The sequence below is a fragment of the Gracilibacillus caseinilyticus genome, from assembly GCF_022919115.1.
In the GTDB taxonomy this organism is placed as follows: domain Bacteria; phylum Bacillota; class Bacilli; order Bacillales; family Amphibacillaceae; genus Gracilibacillus; species Gracilibacillus caseinilyticus.
The window spans coordinates 3523846-3543860 of the sequence record NZ_CP095072.1 but is presented as its reverse complement, the minus strand read 5'-3'; the positions used below and the strand labels follow the sequence as shown (position 1 = coordinate 3543860).

Sequence of the window (20015 nt, the reverse complement as noted above, 5' to 3'; positions counted from 1 at the left end):
TAATGAAAAAAGAATGAATTTTCAAGGAGTTTAGAATATGTTGACAACTAGTAAGCCACTGGTAGATAAACAAAAATTAGCTGATCTTTTTCATTTTTTTCAAGTGCAAGAAAAAAAGCTCTATCAGGAGCAAATACTTGATTATTTTGCCAAATGGGATCAGCAAATGGTTCATATATGTTTTAGCGGACATTTTTCAGCAGGTAAATCAACCTTAATTAATCACTTGATGAGTGAGAGCTTGCTGCCACAAAGTCCAATTCCAACAAGTGCAAACATAGTAGAAATCAAACAAGGCGACAATGCGGTTATTGTCCATTTTAAAGAACGGGCACCGATTGAAATGAAAACACTGCCGTCGATGGATGTTTTGCATCAGCTTTGTACGAACGGTGATGAAGTAAAAAAAATTGAAATATATAAAATGATGAAGGATTTGCCTGCGGGTATTACATTAATGGATACACCAGGCATAGATGCAGCTAATGATGCAGATCGTTTGATGACAGAGTCTGCGCTTCATCAGGTTGATACAGTTTTTTATGTGATGGATTATAATCACGTGCAATCAGAAGTAAATGCAACTTTCTTAAAACAACTGGATGATATGCATAAACCGTATTACGTGATCATCAATCAAATGGATAAACATGATGAATCGGAAATCAGCTTTACAGATTTTCAACAAAGTTTATCACAGGTATTTAGTCATTGGGACATAGAGCCAACAGCTGTATATTATACTTCCATGCAAGAAAGTGTGGATACTATTAATCAATTCGATCAGGTAAAAGGTGCGTTGCATCAACTGATGACGGTAAATCATCAAGCACTGTTAGAAGAGACCTTATCTCACGGAATTCGTCATACTGTCCAAACCAGTGTTGATCATGAGCAACAAGTACTTGATACACGCCTGCAACAGTTAGATGAGAAGCTCGGTGAACTTGACCTGCCGGAAGAATCCTATCAGCAGCTTGAAACACGTTACAATGAACTGCAAAACAGCACCAAGCGTTTGGAAAAAGATTTTTTGTATGAATTGGAACAAACAACCAAAAATGCGCAATTAATACCTTATGAAATTCGTGAGAAGGCAGAGGCACTTCTTGCTGCGCATGATCCTAAATTTAAAGTGGGCCTGTTTAAAAATCGCAAAAAAATTGAAGCAGAGAGAAGAGAGCGATTAAAGCTTTTTTATCAAGCGTTACAAGAAAAAACAGAAGTCAGTTTGGAATGGAAATTACGAGATAAATTGTCGGAATTTTTAAAGCCTTATGTATCGGTTACTTTCTCAGAAGCTATTTTTCAAGAACATTTTCAACCAGAATCCTTACTTAAGTTGATGAATGAAGGTGCAACAGTTAATAATGAGTACTTGCTGGTGTACTGTGATCAAGTGTCGGCATCAATCAAGAAAATGTACCGACAATATTATAAGGCTAAATGGCAACAATTATCAGCAGACGTTTTTGAACCGATTAATAAAGAATTGACGGATTTGAAGGCTAATATGCAACAACTTGAATCCAATAAAAGATTACTGGAAGAACGTGACTACGAAGAGCAAAGATTTCAACATTACAAGACTGAGCTAGAGTCGTTGGTAACAAGAGAAAGTGAGATCAATCAGGTAAACTGTAAAAAAATCGAAGAGGCGCTTCATGAAAGTCAATCCTACCGCGTGCAGGAATTAAACGATACAACGACGGCAAATGTAGCAACTGAAACGATCGAAGAAACAGAATTTAAGCAAGATCAAGCATCTCTACTGTCACACAACAACACCGTCGAAGATGTCAATGAGGCAGCAACTCTTTTTGCCAAAGTGGATGGATTGGAGTCATTACGTAATGACTTATTAAGAAAAAAATATCGTCTTGAAACTCGTTTATTTACGATTGCGTTATTCGGTGCATTTAGTGCAGGTAAATCATCCTTTGCAAATGCATTGATAGGAGAGAAAGTGTTACCTGTTTCCCCTAATCCGACCACTGCTGCGATCAACAAGATTAGTCCAACGAGAGATCAGTTTAAGCATAAAGAAATACTAGTGGTAATGAAGCAAGAGGAAGAATTGCTTAACGATATCCAAGCGATAACGGACAATAATTTTCAATCGTTGCAGGACGCTTATAAATGGATTAAGAGAACAAAGCTTGCTGCATTAGATATTGCTGATCAACACCAGTCGTTCCTGCAAGCAATTTATCAAGGATATCCTGACATGGAAGATCGGATAGGTTCCACATACATTATCGGTTACAATGATTTTCAACGATATGTGAGAGAAGAATCAATCGCGTGCTTTGTCAAAGAGATGGAGCTTTTTTATGATTGTGCTTTAACCAGACAGAATATATCATTAGTCGATACCCCGGGCGCGGATTCTGTTAATGCACGTCATACAGATTTAGCATTTTCTTATATTAAAAATGCAGATGCTATTTTGTTTGTTACGTATTATAATCACCCATTCTCAAAACCGGATCAACAATTCCTGGAACGATTAGGAAGTGTAAAGGACGCTTTTGAACTTGATAAGATGTTCTTTATTATTAATGCGATTGATCTTGCAAAAGATGAGACCGAGCAACAGCTGGTGATGAATTATGTTCGCAAGCAATTGCAACAATTTCAACTAACGAATCCAAGAATGTTTGCGGTATCAAGTAAGTCGGCCATCGAACATAAGGACGAAATTACAGGATTTCTACAATTCGAGGAACGTTTTTACCGCTTTGTAAAAGAAGATTTAGCGCAAATGAACATGCGGTCGATATATACGGATATGCAAAGGGCGCACGGTCTAGTCTCGAATTGGCTAACTTTCATTAATGGTGGCCAGCAGGAAAAAGAACAAATTATTTCACAAAATAGTCAACATCAGAACGATATTATCACGATCATCACAAATCGTGATAGTGAGGGATACTACGAACAGATTAATCAAAAGCTGCAGAAGCAAATCTTTTATGTAATTCAACGACTATCGATCCAATTTACGGATGTGTTTAAGAATCATATCCATCCCGGAGCTATTCAATCGAATGGACGAAAAGGAAAAAAAGAACTAGAAAAGGGCTTAGATCACTTAATCAAAGCGTTAAATCAGCGATTTTTACATGAATTTCAAGCGATTGTTATTCGTCTGGAACAAGTCTTCCTGCAGTCCTTACAACAGCTACATGTTGATTTGCAGAAAGAAGCAAAACAAGTGGATCAAGGATTTTCCTTCTCTCAACTTGAAAATGTGGACCTGGAACAGCCAGAAATAGCAGAACAAGGACTTAATTTAGAGCGACAATCTATTGACAAATGGGCGAATCAATATAAAGACTCAAAAACATTCTTTGCACAAGGTGGCAGAGATCAATTACAGGATCAAATTGCTCCTGTTTTGATGGAACAATGGAAAATAGCAGTGGAAGAGAAAAAAGAACAATTAAGCAAGTTTTATTATGATCAATGGGTGCAGTTAGACCAAGATCTTTGGGCTGAGTATGTAACAGAAGCGAATGGATATTACCAGCAAATCATTGACGGACAGCAGCAATCTGAACAAAATAAAGAAGAATTACTGGAGGTTGAACAACAGATCACACGAATTCTTCAAAATAGAAACATTATATAAGTCAGTTTTGTTGAATGAATTGTTTTACCAATTTTTTTAAAAAACGGCATTCGCATTGTCTTTTAGCGAGTGCCGAAGTTTTTCTTACTTGGTACATTCTAATTTTTACGTATGGCGTGGAATTTCTATTTTTTGAAGATACTTGAGACAGACGAAAAATATCAGCCACTCTAGTTTACATAATATTTATTATGTAAACTAGGTGTTTAGTCTATTTTAAGGTTCTTACTAATTTTCAAGAGGTAAGAGCTTATTGAATCCTCTGGTGATCGTCTTAGCGGTATGGCTGTCTGAACCAGGTTTGAGAGGGATACCTTTTTGTAAAGCAAGATCAACAATGGCTTGTGGGGGATACAGTTCCAAGCATTCCTCTTTATACAAGCCCGAAGTGTTCACATCAAGCTCTAATTTATTTTTTTTCATTAAGTCTAACAAACGTTCAATCGTTAATTGGTAACCTTGATCCACCGCATATTTACGTTGGTATTTGTGGATCAAGGTCAAATGACCAATCCGATTTGGTTTGAAAGGACCTAGATCAGCAACTATCGCTTTTTCTAATGTCTGATAATAGCTGTCATAGACTGCTTCTACACTTCCAAATAATTGGATTATCCGAGCAAATTCTTCAACACTGAAGTCTACACATACATAATCATCAGTATTTGTTTTTAGCATATGCACAGAAAGGATCGCATCATCGATCACGCTGCCATAATCATTTAAAAAGCTTGTAATTGCTGATTCATAGCCTTCGATATAATCCACTTCAAAACCTACGTTAATTTTTAGCTGAGCTTGATAGTCTTTTTTTACTTTTTCGATGGTTTGAATATATCCGTCCAGATCAGCCCACTTCATGGCACTGTCCTTATCTGGTGTGGGATCAGTGAAGGCTTTTGGAAGAGGCGCATGTTCTGTAAAACTTAATTCAGTTAAACCTTTATTTATCGCTTGTTCAATATATGCTTCGATTTTGTCGTTAGAACCATGGGGACAAAATGCGGTATGTACATGATAATCGCCAGTAATATTCATGAAAATCCTCCTTTTGCTTTTGAATGTTCTTTCTATTGTATATGGTTTAATGTAAAATGAAAAGCACTTATTGACAAAATAACAGCGCTTATGATAATGTTAAAGTCAACCAAACACTTTACTGCAGTAGAGCGGTAAAACAATAAAGCGTAATAGGATGTGAACGGACATGTTTTTACCAGCAGGAAGCCAGGACGAAACAGGAAATCAAATATCAAATAGGTTACGCGCGTCAGAGATTTTTCGTCTTGTAACCAAAAAACGTAATTTCAAATCAATCTCTACTCCGGTAGTGGAGTATGCAGACACATTTACGAACGATGTTGCAGGTATGGACCTACATTCCATGCTTAAATGGTTTAATGGTGAAGGTGAGATCGAAGTGTTACGGCCAGACTGGACTGCAGCTGTTGCACGCGCGATTGCCGGCCAGCATCCTTCAGAACAGAAGTGGTCCTATCAGGGCAGTGTTTTTCGTTTCGATAAGGAAGAAACAGAAAGTCGTCAAGCGGGGATTGAAATTGTACATGCGGATCGTTTTTTTGGTGAAGCAGAAAGTCTTTTGACAGCTGTAGCTTATTTAAAGAATTTAGCGATCGATTCGTATGTGATCGAGCTTGGTCATACCGGCATTTTTGAGACATTAATAACAGATTATTCTTTTTCAGATAAACAAAAAGATGCATTGTTAATAGCTATGCATGATAAGCGAGCCGATGTTGTAGAAGAGATTGTGACGAAGGCAGGTCATGAACAGCTTTCAGATTCATTGCTCGCGTTAATAGACGCTTACGGTTCTAAAGAAATTATTGATGATTATCGCAAACGTTGGGCCGGCCACGATGATTTAACCGCGATATTAACACATATAGAAAGATTAATAGATTTATTGGAAGCATCTGGGGTAACGGAAGTCATTGTAGATCTAGGTCGTGTGAAGAACTTGCCTTATTACGATGGTATTATGTTCCGTGGCTTTTTGACAAACGATGGATCAACTTGTTTTTCAGGAGGCAGATATGACCGTCTGTATGAACAATTCGAACAGAAGACTTCGGCAGTAGGTCTTGCCTTTTACGTAGATGTGCTAGCGAAGCATATGAAAGCTGAAACAGAGCCGGAAAAAATTTGTATTCTTGCTTCACCTAAGACACATGCCATTGCCGAACAATTTCGCATGGAACTGGATGAACAGGTAGTGGATATCCAATATGAGTTGAAAGTGGGCGTTAAATACCACCGAACCTATCAAGTGGTAGAAAAGGACAATGAATATAAGGTGGTCGAACGATGAAACCAGTTATTGCATTAACTAAAGGTCGCTTAGAAAAACAATTTTTACAGTTTTTTGAGAATCTAGGATTCGATGTGGCACCATTGAAAGAGAAGGGAAGAAAGTTGCAAATTGAAACAGAAGAGTTTGAAATATTTTTCGCTAAAGGTGTCGATGTTACCACTTATGTGGAGAATGGCATAGCGGATATTGGCGTCGTTGGTGGAGATATTTTGATTGAGCATCAACCAGATGTGTATAACTTATTTCCGCTTCCGTTTGGTCATTGCAGAATGGCATTGGCTACAAAAAAAAATTATCAATGGCCCGATCAGAAGAAGCGAATTGCCAGTACCTTTACCAATATTACGAAAAAATATTTTAAGGAAAAAGGTGAATCGGTTGATATCATTCGGTTAGAAGGGTCAGTAGAGCTTGCGCCGATTTTAGGTTTAGCGGATGCGATTGTCGATATCGTCGAAACTGGCACCACATTAAAAGAAAATGGGCTTGTCATTCAAGATGAATTTTTATCATTCAGTGCGAGATTGATCGCAAACAGATCCTCATTGAAGATTAAACGAAATCAATTAGTACCGGTGATCGAACGATTTAAGGAAGGAGCTAAACAACGATGATTCCAGTATTAACAGCTGATGCTTTTTTAGAGAAAGCATTACCGGGTCGAGCGAACAGTCAGGACCAGCAGCAATACTTGCAAGCAGCATCTGCTATCATTGCTGATGTACAGCAGGGAGGAGATGAAGCTGTCCGATCTTACATTGATAAATTTGATGGAACACCACCAAAGCAATTTCTCGTAACTGAAGAAGAACGACAAGCAGCATGGGATAAAGTCGATAACCAGGTTATCCGTTCCTTGCAAAGAGCTGCTGATAATATCCGGGATTTTCACAGAAAACAATTGAGTAATTCGCGGATTATGCAAGCAGATGGAGATGTAATGGCCGGGCAACTATACCAACCGATTGAGCGAGTGGGAATCTACGTACCTGGTGGAACAGCCGTTTATCCTTCTTCCGTATTAATGAATGCTATTCCTGCTGTATTAGCAGGAGTCAGTGAAGCGAATATGGTAACGCCTGTGAAGGACGGAGAAGAAATAGCACCTATCCTAGCAGTCGCAGCTGATATTGCAGGAGTTAACCACATTTATCGAGTTGGAGGTGTGCAGGCGATTGCAGCACTTGCTTATGGAACAGAGTCGATTCCGAAAGTAGATAAAATAGTTGGACCAGGGAATGCTTATGTGGCAGCAGCGAAAAAATTAGTATATGGGGATGTAGGTATCGATATGATCGCAGGCCCAAGTGAAGTAGCGATCATTGCCGATCAAACATCCAACCCAGTATACATCGCGGCAGATCTAATCGCACAGGCAGAACACGATGTAAACGCTCGTGCTTTTCTGATTACAACATCGGCACCACTTGTAGCAAAAGTACAATCTGAATTAGAAGTACAATGCAGTCAACTTCCGCGTAAATCCATTGCATCTGCATCATTAACCCAAAAAGGTGCTTGTGTCATTGTGGAGACATTAGAGGAAGCTTTCCAACTATCTAATCAAATTGCGCCAGAGCACTTGGAAATACAAGTAGCAGATCCTTTAGCAAGTTTAGGAAATGTACGCCACGCTGGATCTGTTTTCTTAGGGGAATATACACCAGAAGCGCTTGGTGATTATTATGCTGGGCCAAACCATGTTCTGCCTACATCTGGTACCGCACGATTTTCCTCCGGGTTATCTGTTGATGATTTTGTCAAGAAGACGACTTATTTATATTATTCGAAACAAGCACTGAAGCAGGCCGGAAATGATGTCGTAACAATTGCAAATCAGGAAGAACTAGAGGGACATGGTATTGCAGTGACAAAACGTTTGGAGGATGAATAATGAGAACAGCGACTAAACAGCGTAAAACATTCGAAACATCGATTGACATCTCAGTTAATCTGGATGATCCAACAGAAGTATCTATTGAAACAGGTGTTGGTTTTTTTGATCATATGCTCGAAGCCTTTGCTCGTCATGGCCGCATCGGTCTGGTGATAAAAGCAGAGGGTGATTTACACATCGATAGTCATCACACTGTAGAAGATGTAGGAATCGTACTCGGTCAATTGATCAAAGAAGCATTAGGTGATAAACAATCCATTAATCGTTTTGGCAGTGCCTACGTTCCGATGGATGAAGCGTTAGGATTTGTTGCGCTCGACATTAGTGGAAGGCCATATCTCGTTTTTGATGCACATTTTTCCAACCAGCGTTTAGGCAACTTTGATACCGAGTTAGTACAGGAATTCTTACAAGCATTTGCGTTTCAATCTGCTATTACCCTCCACGCGAAAGTCTTATACGGTGATAATACGCATCATAAGATCGAAGCTGTGTTTAAAGCATTGGGAAGAGCGTTAGGGGAAGCTATTCGAATCAATCCAGATATTAAAGGAGTAAATTCTACAAAGGGGATAATCGAATGATTGCAATTGTAGATTATGGCATGGGTAATGTCGCAAGTGTTAAAACTGCTTTTGAACGATTAGGTTATCAAGTTATAATTACTGACTCAATCGAACAATTAGAACAAGCAAGTCACATTATATTACCGGGAGTTGGTTCATTTCAAGCGGCAGCGGATGAAATCGAACAACGTCAATTAAAGGAACCATTAATCCGACTGGCGAAAGAAAAACCTTTTCTAGGAATTTGTCTAGGTATGCAGCTATTATTTGAAACAGGCTATGAAAATGGTATTTCAGATGGGCTCGGATTGATTCCAGGTGACGTCAATGTGATAGAAACGGAATATATTTTGCCACATATTGGTTGGAATCAATTGCAAATTGAAAATCAAAAACAAAGATTTGCACCATTAGAGGGTAAACATGTCTACTTTGTTCATTCCTTCCAGGCACAAACGGAACAATCTTATCTTGTCGCTACTGCCGATTATGGAACAAAAATACCAGCTATCGTTCAAAACGGTCATGTATACGGTATGCAATTCCACCCGGAAAAAAGTGGGGAAGCAGGAGTGGAATTGTTGAAACTGTTTATGCAAGAAACGACGATGGATGGGGGCGTTCAATCATGATAGCTAAGCGAATTATTCCGTGTTTAGATGTAAAGGAAGGGAAAGTAGTCAAAGGAACAAACTTCGTCGGATTACGCGAACTTGGTGATCCTGTCGAAATGGCTTCTAGTTATTCAAAGGCTGGTGCGGATGAAATCATATTTTTAGATATTTCTGCAACAAATGAAGGCCGACAGACAATGGTCGATATTGTTAGACGTACAGCAGAACAAGTATTTGTACCTTTTACTGTTGGTGGCGGTGTCCGGACAATTGAAGATGTAAATCGTCTTTTAAAAGCAGGTGCAGATAAAGTTGGCATGAATTCAGCTGCAGTTGAGAATCCTCAACTTATCACAGAATCTTCTGACCGCTTTGGTGCGCAATGCACGGTTGTAGCCATTGATGCGAAACGTACAGGGGATAAATGGCATGTGATGACACATGGCGGTTCAAAGGACACCGGAATGGACGCCATTGAATGGGTCAAAGAAGCAGAAAAAAGAGGCGCAGGAGAAATTTTATTAACAAGTGTAGATACCGATGGGGTGAAAGACGGATTTGACCTTGCGTTAACGGAAGCAGTGGTGCAAGCAGTTCGTATACCCGTTATAGCTTCAGGAGGAGTTGGCAAACCGGAGCATTTTCCTGAAGTCTTTAATCAAACTGATGTTTCGGCAGGATTAGCAGCATCCATTTTTCATGAAAATACCTTTACGATTAAACAAGTAAAAGATGTATGTAAACAACAAGGAGTGAACATTCGTGAGGCCTGATTTTTCAAAAGGATTAATTCCAGCAGTAATAACAGATTATGATACGAAAGAAGTCTTAATGGTAGCCTACATGAACGAGGAAGCATACGATAAAACGCTGGAATCAAAACAGACCTGGTTTTATTCTCGTTCACGTGAGGAACTGTGGCATAAAGGGGCTACATCAGGAAACACACAAGATGTGCAGTCGATTGATCTGGATTGCGACAAGGATACATTGCTGATTCAAGTAATTCCGGCTGGTCCAGCTTGTCATACTGGTGAACAAACCTGCTTTTTTAACCGGATAGCAGAGAAAGAGGATACCGTTGACAATTCCATCATCGAGCACGTTATGAAGGAAGTTGAACAACGAAAATCGGTATCGGTAGAAAATTCTTATACGAATTATTTATTTGATAAAGGTGTAGATAAGATAGGTAAAAAGCTGATCGAAGAAGCTGGCGAAGTTGTGATTGCGGCTAAAAATGATGAGAAACAGGAAATAACTAATGAAGTCAGTGATTTACTGTACCACACGTTCGTTATGCTGGCAAATCAAGGCGTATCCTTACAAGATGTAAAGCAGGAGTTAGCGAATCGCTTTGCAAAGAAGGGGAACAGCAAAGGAGATCGATCTGAGATTAAGAAGTGGTAAAATAATAATGTATTAACCGGAAACGAAGCACCTCTAAAATAGTTTTCTGGAGGTGCTTTTAGTATTATACAGTTTTCCAATGACAAACCCACTTATTATCAATAATATTAATATAATAAATGAATTTTTATCAAAACCAAATTGTTAATTTTCATTTTATGACAACTTAAAAGAAAGGCCGAACGCAACATGAATGTTGTTTGATAACATTCCGTGTTGCGTTCGGCTATTCATTTGACTATAAGTTCTTTTGTCTGTTTAATCCCAATTCTCTTCGATGAATGCATCTCTGCCTGATTTTGCACGGTCTTCTTCGTATTCCTGTTTATTTTTTTTATAAAAATCCTGATGATACGCTTCTGCAGGATAAAAAGTTGATGCAGGCAGGATTTCTGTTGCGATGTCTTTTTTAAAGCGATTAGAAGCTTGTAATCCTTGTTTAGAAGCTTCTGCCAACTGTTGTTGCTCCTGATCATGATAGAAAATGGCTGTTCGGTACTGAGGGCCACGGTCATGGAATTGTCCACCATCATCTGTTGGATCAATTTGTGGCCAGTATAAATCTAATATTTGCTGATAAGAAATCTTGTCTGGTTCATATATAATCTGGACAGCTTCATAGTGACCAGAGTTTCCTGTTTTGACATCTTCATAGCTGGGATTGTCTATATGTCCACCAGTGTATCCAGAAATGACACTTTCCACCCCATCCCATTGATCAAACGGTTTGACCATACACCAGAAGCATCCCCCTGCAAATGTTGCTTTGTTAAAATTTTTCTCCATTAAAATTACTCCTTCATATTGCAAAATCACTCTGTAGCATTTAATATACAAGTTATGTTAATAGAAGTAAATGAATAAAACTCAAAGGGTGAAATAGATGTCTGATAAAGGTCATATTCTTGTCGTAGACGGCATGGCGTTATTGTTTAGAGGTTTTTTTGCAACATCATTTACAGGTAATTTTATGCACAACAGCAAAGGTGTACCTAGAAATGGATTATTTGGTTTTTTAAATTATTTCACGAACTCAATGGAAACTTTTCAACCAACTCATGTTGTTTGTTGTTGGGATATGGGAAGTAAAACGTTTCGCAATGAATTATACGATGGCTACAAATCCAATCGTGATGCGCCACCAGAAGAACTGATTCCACAATTTGATTTAGCAAAAGAATTGGTGACTGCTTTTCAAGTACCGAATATTGGAGTGACTGGATTTGAAGCAGATGATTGTATAGGAACACTTGCCAAACAATTACACAAGGAACACGAAGTAACTGTTGTAACGGGTGATCAGGACTTGTTACAGCTGGTGGATGAGAACATTAACATTGCAATCATGAAAAAAGGTCAAGGTAACTACGATGTATTCACTGCTGATAATTTTTATGAAAAAAAATCATTGACCCCCCGTCAAATTATTGATTTAAAAGGATTAATGGGTGATTCTTCCGATAATTATCCAGGGATCAAAGGTGTTGGTGAAAAGACAGCAATGAAACTGTTACAACAATATGAAACAATCGATAATATGTTAGCAGATAAAGAGAATCTAACAAAAGGGATGCAGAAAAAGCTGGAGCAGTATGCCGAGGATCTCGAAATGTCTCGTAAGCTGGCAGCCATTTATACCGAAGTTCCGCTTACATTTTCGATTGAGGAAGCTTTATTCAATAAAGATTTTAGTACGATTCACAGCTATTTACAAACCGAATTGGAATTTCAAAATCCAGGGCGCTGGTTAGATAAATTACAAGCTTCTTCATAATGGACAGCCTTACGGGAAAAAGGCTGGAATATAACAAAAGAGTGTATATTAGAACATGAATGATCTAGATATAATTATTTCGTGTCAGTTTAGAAGTAACACGATTTTGAAGCAAGCTGCGAAGTAATGACAATTTGTTGAGACTTCTTGTGCTAACAAGCGTTGATGCCATCTTGAAATAGATAATGTGCTGGGATACCGCTCCGGTCAACCACTTCGCGTCCTACGGGGCACGGCTGAAGATCTCGCATGAAAGTGTATTTCTTTCCGAGGAAGCTGAACCCCACCCTACAGGACGCGAAGCATATCGGCCTTGCTAAGCAATTAAAACATTTCAAAATAGCCAATTTGATGTACATCTTTATTTCACATCAATTGATTAAAAAGTATTTTCTTGAGAAGTTACTTTGCAGCACTAGAATAAAGCCGGATATAACATGAATCCTTTTTTGATGGGATTGCTTGTTATATTCGGTTTTTTTTGATTAAAATTCTTTTGTCAAAGGTTTATGGTCACGTCAGCTGAATCTTAACTTATTCACATGTATTTTCCCAAAACTCCTATTGCATCTTTTGCATAAGCGAGAAAAATTCGATAATAAATTCGTAAAAGACTTGTTCAGATGGGGCCAGTTTTCTTTTTTTCGGAATAATAACACCGACTGTTCGGGTTAATTCTGGATTTTTGATTGCTACTTTAGCACTGTAAAATGGATTCAAATCGTTAAATGCACTTTCTGGTAATAATGTAATTCCGATACCGGCAGCGACCAGTCCTTTAATTGCATCCAAATCCTCTCCCTGTGACGTAGCGATCGGATTAAACCCTGCTCTTATACAGCCATCAATAACAAGCTGGTGTAAAACATACCCTTTTGGGAATAATACGAAAGACTCGTCTTTAAGTGTCGGTAAATCAATTACACCTTTCGTCGCAGCAGGATGCGATATCGGCACCAATGCATAAAAATTCTCATTGAACAATACTTCACCTTTGATGTCTGGAAGATCGTCTGGGACGGGACCGATAAACGCAACATCTATTTCTCTGTTTTTGACAGCGTCAATTAAGAAATTGTAAGAGCCTTGTCTTAATTGAAAATCTATTTTTGGGTGTTTCTTTTTGAATTCAGAAATAACTGTTGGCAGCATATTTCCGGCAAGACTCGTTGGAAATCCGATCTTAATCGAGCCTCTTTCAGGGTCAATAAATTCATCGATTTGTTTTTTGGCATGATCAATCGCTTTTAAAGCTGATTTGGTATGTGTGAGAAATATTCTCCCGATATGGGTTAATCGTACATTGCGGCCATCGCGTTCAAATAACTCGACACCAAGCTCTGCTTCAAGATTGGAGATCTGTCTGCTGATGGCTGATTGTGCCACATGCAGAACAGCTGCCGCTTCTGACACATGTTCTCTTTCTGCAACTTCCACAAAATAACGTAATTGTCTTAATTCCACATTTTTCACCTCGTGATATATATCAATATTAGAACGATCATATATATATTATATATTGTTTAGATTGATAAGAAAACTTACAATATAAATAGACACCTTAAAAGTATATTGAATGGGGGCGACACATATGACATATCGTGACTTGCCTGAAGCTCAAGGGTTGTATCATCCCGATTATGAACACGACGCTTGTGGTATTGGCTTATATGCACATATAAAAGGGAAGCAAACACACGAAATTGTAAAAAAAGGTCTTGACATGTTATGTAAACTAGAACACCGTGGTGGACAGGGAGCAGACCCACTGACAGGTGATGGTTCTGGACTAATGGTACAGATCCCTGATAGTTATTTTAGAAGAGAATGCAAAGACTTTCAACTGCCAGCTGTTGGACGCTATGGAGTTGGAATGTTGTTCTTATCTCAAGATGAGAATGAAAACAAAGATGCAATAAACAAAATTAATGGATTGATCGAACAAGAAGGTCAGAAATTAATTGGTTGGCGTGATGTACCTGTCGATCCGACACATATTGGTAAAGGAGCAATTGAAACATTACCGAACGTTCTTCAGGTATTTATTGAAGCGAATGACCAATTAGATGATGATTTAGCGTTCGAACGGAAATTATATATTATTAGAAAACAAGCGGAAAACTGGGCAAATGAACAAGGAATTCGCTTCTATTTCCCAAGTTTATCGAACCGCACAATTGTATACAAAGGATTATTAACACCTGACCAGGTAGATAAATTTTATCTTGATTTACAAGATGAAGCGTTTGTGTCTGCTTTTTCTCTCGTACACTCTCGTTTCAGTACGAATACATTCCCATCATGGGAAAGAGCACACCCGAACCGTTATTTAATTCATAACGGGGAAATTAATACAATGCGTGGAAACGTGAACTGGATGCGTGCTCGTGAACAACAGTTTGTTTCTGAAGCATTTGGCGATGATTTAGACAAAATTCTGCCAATTATCAATGGTGGCGGAAGTGACTCTGCTACATTAGATAACGCATTGGAATTCTTCACACTTGCAGGACGTAAGCCTGCACATGCAGCGATGATGCTTATTCCGGAACCGTGGGATAAGAATGCAAACATGGAGGAGAAAAAACGTGCCTTCTATCAGTATCACAGTATGATGATGGAGCCATGGGATGGGCCTACTTCCATTACGTTTACAAATGGAAAACAAATCGGTGCGATTCTAGACCGTAATGGTTTACGTCCAGCTCGTTACTATGTAACAAAAGATGACTATATCATTTATTCTTCAGAGGTTGGTGTTATCGACTATGAAGAGGAAAATGTACTGTTAAAAGAGCGTTTAAGTCCAGGGAAAATGCTTCTGGTAGATATAGAAGAAGGACGCATTATTTCCGACAAAGAAATTAAAGAAGAGATCGCGAGTACTCAACCATACGGTGAATGGCTGGATGAACAAATTGTAAGGTTAGAAGTAGATGCTGAAAATGACGACTATATTGACCCGCAACTTATTCAGAAACAAAAGGCATTTGGTTACACAACGGAAGATGTAGAAAAATATCTGATTCCGCTTGTAGAAGAAGGAAAAGACCCGATCGGAGCAATGGGTAATGATATGCCGTTAGCGGTTTTATCACAACGTCCGCAAAGCTTGTTTAATTATTTCAAACAATTATTTGCACAGGTTACGAATCCACCGATAGATGCATATCGTGAGCAATTGGTTACCTCCATGCTGACCTGGATCGGTGGCGAAGGAGATATCCTGCACCCTGCAAAAACGAAAAATAGCAGAATTCGTTTGGATTCTCCGATTTTATCGAACACACAGCTTGATAAATTAGAAAATAATCAAATTGATTATTTTAAATCAACGGTTATTGAAACATTATTTACAAATAATATGGAAGAAGCTTTAGAAGATGTGTTTGCACAAGCAAAAACTGCGATTGAATCTGGAAGCAATATCCTTATTCTTAGTGACAAAAACATGGATGCAAACAAGAAAGCCATTCCAGTCTTGTTAGCGGTAAGTGGTTTACACCAATATTTAGTACGTGAGGGTATCCGTACACGAGCAAGCATTATCGCACAATCCGGTGAAGCACGAGAAGTGCATCATTTTGCTACAATGCTAGGATATGGGGTTGATGCAATTCATCCATACCTTGTGTATCAAACGTATTATGAATCGATTTTAAATAACCGTATGAACCTGACGCTTGCAGACGTACAAGTCAAGTATATTAGTGTTGCTACAGAAGGTATTATCAAGGTTATGTCAAAAATCGGTATCTCAACGGTACAAAGTTATAGAGGTGCGCAAATTTTTGAAGCAGTCGGTATCAGTAAGCAAGTAATTGCGGATCATTTTACTGGAACTGCTTCACAAATTGACGGTATCGGTTTATCAGTTATTCAAGAAGAAACGGAGAAACGCCACAAGGAAGGATATAAAGAAGCGATCGAGGAATCATTAGAACCAGGAAGTGATTTCCAATGGCGTAAAGTAGGGGAACATCATGCATTTAACCCTACGACCATTTATACCTTGCAATGGGCTTGTCGACGCGGTGATTACAGCTTATTTAAGAAATTCTCCAAAGCAGCAAATGATGGGAATATAGGCTCACTACGACATTTATTCAGCTTTAAGCAATCAAATGCGATTCCGATTGAAGAAGTAGAATCAATAGAATCGATCTTCAAACGATTCAAAACAGGAGCCATGTCATTCGGTTCCATTAGTAAAGAAGCACACGAAGCATTAGCAATAGCCATGAACCGCATTGGCGGTAAAAGTAATAGTGGTGAAGGTGGCGAAGACCCTGACCGATTTACTAGAGATGAAAATGGTGACTTACGCTCCAGTGCGATCAAACAGGTTGCATCTGGGCGTTTTGGTGCGAAGAGTCATTACCTTGTAAATGCGAAAGAATTGCAGATTAAGATGGCCCAAGGTGCGAAGCCAGGTGAAGGTGGTCAATTACCAGGTATGAAAGTATACCCATGGGTAGCAGACGTGCGTGGTTCCACTCCAGGTGTTGACTTGATTTCACCGCCGCCACACCATGATATTTATTCAATTGAGGATTTATCACAATTAATCCACGACTTAAAAAATGCTAATCGTGATGCAAGAATTAGTGTGAAACTTGTTGCGAAATCAGGTGTTGGTACCATTGCTGCAGGTGTTGCAAAAGGAAATGCAGATGTTATTTCAGTTGTCGGTTATGATGGTGGTACAGGTGCATCTCCTAAAACTAGTATCAAACATGCGGGTCTACCATGGGAATTAGGCCTAGCAGAAGCACATCAAACCTTGATGCTTAACAATTTGCGTGACCGTGTCATATTAGAAACAGACGGTAAGCTATTAACAGGTAGAGATGTCGTAATGGCAGCATTATTAGGTGCAGAAGAATATGGCTTTGCAACAGCGCCATTAGTTGCAGTTGGTTGTGTCATGATGCGTGTATGTCAAAAAGATACATGTCCGGTAGGGGTAGCGACACAGAACCCTGAATTACGTAAGAAGTTCACAGGTGATCCGGATCATGTAGTTAATTATATGACGTTTATCGCCAATGAAGTACGAGAAATTATGGCAGAATTAGGATTCCGCACTATTGACGAAATGGTTGGCAGAACGGATGTATTAGAAGTATCAGAACGTGCGAAGTCACACTGGAAGGCTCAGCATCTGGATTTATCAACATTGTTGTATCAGCCTGAAGGAACTCGTATTAATACAACCAAACAAGATCACAAACTAGATGAATCACTTGATTTAAAATATATTTTGCCGGCTGTTAAAGATGCCATCGAGACAGGTGAAAAGGTTGAAGCATCCTATCCGATCAAAAATACTGATCGAGTTGTAGGTACGATTGTCGGTAGTGAAATTTCTAAAAAATATGGTGAACAAGGTTTACCAGCTGACACGATCAACCTTCACTTTACAGGATCAGCAGGTCAAAGTTTCGGTGCATTTACGCCATCCGGAATGACGATGACGGTAACAGGCGACGCGAATGATTATGTAGGTAAAGGTTTATCTGGTGGTAAAGTAATTGTTCGTGTTTCTGATAAAACAACCATTGATCCAGGTAATAATGTTATTGCTGGTAACGTATCATTCTACGGCGCTACAAGTGGTGAAGCTTATATCCAAGGATATGCTGGCGAACGTTTTGCTGTCCGAAATAGTGGAGCAAAAATCGTTGTAGAAGGCGTAGGGGATCACGGATGTGAATATATGACTGGTGGCCGTGTTGTTATACTAGGTAATGTCGGCAAAAACTTTGCAGCAGGTATGTCAGGCGGAGTAGCTTATGTGAAACCTGACAATATGGATCAGTTTAAACACCTGTGTAACGATGAATTGGTCCAATTTGAAGAGGTTTCAGATGAACTAGAAATAGCAGAATTAAAAGAAATGATTACTAACCATTATGAGTATACGAACAGTGATAAAGCTGCTGTAACATTACAGAATTGGGATGCAGAGCTAAGCAAAATTGTTAAAGTAATTCCAACTGATTACAAGTTAATGTTACGTCAGATTGATTGGTTCGCATCTCAAGGATTATCAGATGACGATGCTCGTTACGAAGCGTTTATGGCTAAGAAAGATGACAAAATGACAGTTACACTAAATCAGGAAGAAGTTCTGACCAAATAGAAAGGAGACAGATGATATGGGGAAAGCAACAGGTTTTATGGAAATAGAAAGACAATCAGCAAATGAACGTAATCCTGCGGAAAGAATTCATGATTGGAAAGAATACTCTGCTCCTTTCTCAGATGAAGTGGCAAAAACACAAGGAGCACGTTGTATGGACTGTGGTACACCATTCTGTCATATCGGGATGGATATAGATGGGGCAACTTCAGGCTGCCCTGTCTACAACTTAATTCCCGAGTGGAATGACTTGGTGTACAAGGGGAAATGGAGAGAGGCCTTAGATCGTTTAATGAAAACAAATAATTTTCCTGAATTTACGGGAAGAGTATGTCCTGCACCATGTGAAGGTTCTTGTACCGTGGCAATTAATGATCCAGCTGTGACGATCAAAAATATCGAGCAAAAAATTATCGATAAAGGTTTTGAAGAAGGTTGGATAACACCACGTGTACCAGAACATCGCACTGGTAAAACCATTGCAATTGTCGGTTCTGGACCAGCTGGAATGGCTGCTGCCGATCAATTAAATCAGGCAGGACATGAGGTTACAGTTTACGAACGCTCAGATCGAGCTGGCGGATTGCTTACGTACGGTATTCCTAACATGAAATTAGATAAAGAAGTTGTGGAACGTCGTGTACAATTACTTCGTGAAGAAGGTGTGACCTTCGAGTTAAATACGGAAGTAGGAAAAGATATTTCTGCTGAAGAAATTAAAGAAAAATATGATTCTGTAATTCTGTGTACGGGTGCTCAAAAACACCGTGACCTTCCGTTAGAAGGCCGTGAGGGTAAAGGTGTACGTTTTGCAATGGATTATTTAACAAGAGCGACGGAAAGTATTTTAGATGATTCCGTCGAAGTAGAAGAAGAATTGGATGCTGATGGTAAAGATGTCATTGTTATTGGTGGCGGGGATACTGGTGCCGACTGTATCGCAACAGCACTTCGTCAAGGTGCGAAAAGTATCGCACAATTTGGTAAACACCCTCAACTACCGATTAAACGTAATGATGATAATCAATGGCCAGCATATCCACAGGTCTTCAGTCTAGAATACGCACATAAAGAAGCGAGAGAAAAATTCGGTGAAGATATTCGCCAATATTCCATCCAAACAAAGAAATTTGTTACAGATGAGAATGGCAAGCTAAAAGAACTTCACACAGTTGAAATGAAGAAAACTCGCGACGAAAAAGGCATGTTCGTATTTGAAGAAATTCCTGGAACGGAGAAAGTATGGCCAGCTCAATTAGTCTTAATCGCGATCGGTTTTGAAGGGGCTGAGCAGCCAGTGTTGAAAGCATTTGATGTAGAAACAGAACGCAATCGTGTCAGCGCAGAATACGGTGATTTCCGTACGAATGTGGAACATGTATTTGCAGCAGGTGACGCTCGACGTGGTCAAAGTCTTATCGTATGGGCTATTAACGAAGGTAGAGAAGTAGCCTATCAGGTAGACCAATATTTAATGGGCGACACAGCATTGCCGTCAGTAGCGAATATGTAGCGAAGAAAAGTCCCGGTAAAGTCGGGACTTTTCCTATTATAAGAAAGAGGAATGAAGAAAACTAATAAATAAACGTAGCTAGTGACTGAAGTAAATAGCTAGTCGACATAATACAGATTATGTTAAC

At 39.1% G+C, this 20015-nt stretch carries 14 protein-coding genes; 11 read left to right on the top strand and 3 right to left on the bottom strand.

What is annotated here, in order from left to right:
- The first annotated feature begins 37 nt into the window (after window positions 1-37).
- Entirely contained in the window at window positions 38-3634 is a 3597-nt protein-coding gene (locus MUN88_RS16915; protein WP_244717126.1) for a dynamin family protein, read from the top strand.
- A gap of 228 nt (window positions 3635-3862) precedes the next feature.
- On the opposite strand, the gene hisJ is transcribed toward MUN88_RS16915, so the two are convergent.
- On the bottom strand, window positions 3863-4672 hold the full coding sequence (gene hisJ / locus MUN88_RS16910) for a histidinol-phosphatase HisJ (protein WP_244717124.1): 810 nt from the start codon (window positions 4670-4672) through the stop codon (window positions 3863-3865).
- Window positions 4673-4841: 169 nt separating this feature from the next.
- On the opposite strand from hisJ, the gene MUN88_RS16905 reads away from it, so the two are divergent.
- From MUN88_RS16905 to hisIE, 7 genes are read left to right on the top strand one after another with little or no spacing between them, the layout of a single operon-like run.
- The gene (locus tag MUN88_RS16905; RefSeq protein ID WP_244717122.1) at window positions 4842-5966 is read left to right on the top strand and encodes an ATP phosphoribosyltransferase regulatory subunit; all 1125 of its coding nucleotides are present in this window, start codon (window positions 4842-4844) and stop codon (window positions 5964-5966) included.
- Window positions 5963-6583 (top strand): ATP phosphoribosyltransferase, encoded by a 621-nt coding sequence (gene hisG, locus MUN88_RS16900; RefSeq protein ID WP_244717120.1) that lies wholly within the window; start codon window positions 5963-5965, stop codon window positions 6581-6583. Before MUN88_RS16905 ends, hisG begins: the two co-directional genes overlap by 4 nt.
- Window positions 6580-7863, top strand: coding sequence for a histidinol dehydrogenase (hisD, locus tag MUN88_RS16895; RefSeq protein ID WP_244717118.1), 1284 nt, complete (start codon window positions 6580-6582; stop codon window positions 7861-7863). The genes hisG and hisD overlap by 4 nt, the downstream gene beginning before the upstream one ends.
- Window positions 7863-8450, top strand: coding sequence for an imidazoleglycerol-phosphate dehydratase HisB (gene hisB, locus MUN88_RS16890; protein ID WP_244717116.1), 588 nt, complete (start codon window positions 7863-7865; stop codon window positions 8448-8450). The genes hisD and hisB overlap by 1 nt, the downstream gene beginning before the upstream one ends.
- Window positions 8447-9064, top strand: a complete 618-nt coding sequence (gene hisH / locus MUN88_RS16885) for an imidazole glycerol phosphate synthase subunit HisH (RefSeq protein WP_244717114.1) — start codon at window positions 8447-8449, stop codon at window positions 9062-9064. The genes hisB and hisH overlap by 4 nt, the downstream gene beginning before the upstream one ends.
- Window positions 9061-9819 (top strand): imidazole glycerol phosphate synthase subunit HisF, encoded by a 759-nt coding sequence (gene hisF / locus MUN88_RS16880; RefSeq protein ID WP_244717112.1) that lies wholly within the window; start codon window positions 9061-9063, stop codon window positions 9817-9819. The genes hisH and hisF overlap by 4 nt, the downstream gene beginning before the upstream one ends.
- Complete coding sequence (hisIE, locus tag MUN88_RS16875; RefSeq protein WP_244717110.1) at window positions 9809-10456, top strand: bifunctional phosphoribosyl-AMP cyclohydrolase/phosphoribosyl-ATP diphosphatase HisIE; 648 nt, start codon at window positions 9809-9811, stop codon at window positions 10454-10456. The genes hisF and hisIE overlap by 11 nt, the downstream gene beginning before the upstream one ends.
- A 258-nt stretch (window positions 10457-10714) precedes the next feature.
- On the opposite strand, the gene msrA is transcribed toward hisIE, so the two are convergent.
- Window positions 10715-11242, bottom strand: a complete 528-nt coding sequence (gene msrA / locus MUN88_RS16870) for a peptide-methionine (S)-S-oxide reductase MsrA (protein WP_244717108.1) — start codon at window positions 11240-11242, stop codon at window positions 10715-10717.
- Between the two features lie 97 nt (window positions 11243-11339).
- Here msrA and MUN88_RS16865 point away from each other — a divergent pair, with 97 nt between their 5' ends.
- The gene (locus MUN88_RS16865; RefSeq protein WP_244717106.1) at window positions 11340-12230 is read left to right on the top strand and encodes a 5'-3' exonuclease; all 891 of its coding nucleotides are present in this window, start codon (window positions 11340-11342) and stop codon (window positions 12228-12230) included.
- 561 nt (window positions 12231-12791) lie between these two features.
- Here MUN88_RS16865 and gltC read toward each other — a convergent pair.
- Entirely contained in the window at window positions 12792-13694 is a 903-nt protein-coding gene (gene gltC, locus MUN88_RS16860; RefSeq protein ID WP_244717104.1) for a glutamate biosynthesis transcriptional regulator GltC, read from the bottom strand.
- 127 nt (window positions 13695-13821) lie between these two features.
- On the opposite strand from gltC, the gene gltB reads away from it, so the two are divergent.
- The gene (gene gltB, locus MUN88_RS16855) at window positions 13822-18375 is read left to right on the top strand and encodes a glutamate synthase large subunit (protein ID WP_244717102.1); all 4554 of its coding nucleotides are present in this window, start codon (window positions 13822-13824) and stop codon (window positions 18373-18375) included.
- Between the two features lie 16 nt (window positions 18376-18391).
- Entirely contained in the window at window positions 18392-19888 is a 1497-nt protein-coding gene (locus MUN88_RS16850) for a glutamate synthase subunit beta (protein WP_244717100.1), read from the top strand.
- The last annotated feature ends 127 nt before the right edge of the window (window positions 19889-20015 follow it).

Excerpts from the sequence above, each read along its gene's own strand:
- MUN88_RS16915 (WP_244717126.1), top strand. The coding sequence starts at position 38 with ATGTTGACAACTAGTAAGCCACTGGTAGATAAACAAAAATTAGCTGAT.
- hisJ (WP_244717124.1), bottom strand. The coding sequence starts at position 4,672 with ATGAATATTACTGGCGATTATCATGTACATACCGCATTTTGTCCCCAT.
- MUN88_RS16905 (WP_244717122.1), top strand. The coding sequence starts at position 4,842 with ATGTTTTTACCAGCAGGAAGCCAGGACGAAACAGGAAATCAAATATCA.
- hisG (WP_244717120.1), top strand. The coding sequence starts at position 5,963 with ATGAAACCAGTTATTGCATTAACTAAAGGTCGCTTAGAAAAACAATTT.
- hisD (WP_244717118.1), top strand. The coding sequence starts at position 6,580 with ATGATTCCAGTATTAACAGCTGATGCTTTTTTAGAGAAAGCATTACCG.
- hisB (WP_244717116.1), top strand. The coding sequence starts at position 7,863 with ATGAGAACAGCGACTAAACAGCGTAAAACATTCGAAACATCGATTGAC.
- hisH (WP_244717114.1), top strand. The coding sequence starts at position 8,447 with ATGATTGCAATTGTAGATTATGGCATGGGTAATGTCGCAAGTGTTAAA.
- hisF (WP_244717112.1), top strand. The coding sequence starts at position 9,061 with ATGATAGCTAAGCGAATTATTCCGTGTTTAGATGTAAAGGAAGGGAAA.
- msrA (WP_244717108.1), bottom strand. The coding sequence starts at position 11,242 with ATGGAGAAAAATTTTAACAAAGCAACATTTGCAGGGGGATGCTTCTGG.
- MUN88_RS16865 (WP_244717106.1), top strand. The coding sequence starts at position 11,340 with ATGTCTGATAAAGGTCATATTCTTGTCGTAGACGGCATGGCGTTATTG.
- gltB (WP_244717102.1), top strand. The coding sequence starts at position 13,822 with ATGACATATCGTGACTTGCCTGAAGCTCAAGGGTTGTATCATCCCGAT.
- MUN88_RS16850 (WP_244717100.1), top strand. The coding sequence starts at position 18,392 with ATGGGGAAAGCAACAGGTTTTATGGAAATAGAAAGACAATCAGCAAAT.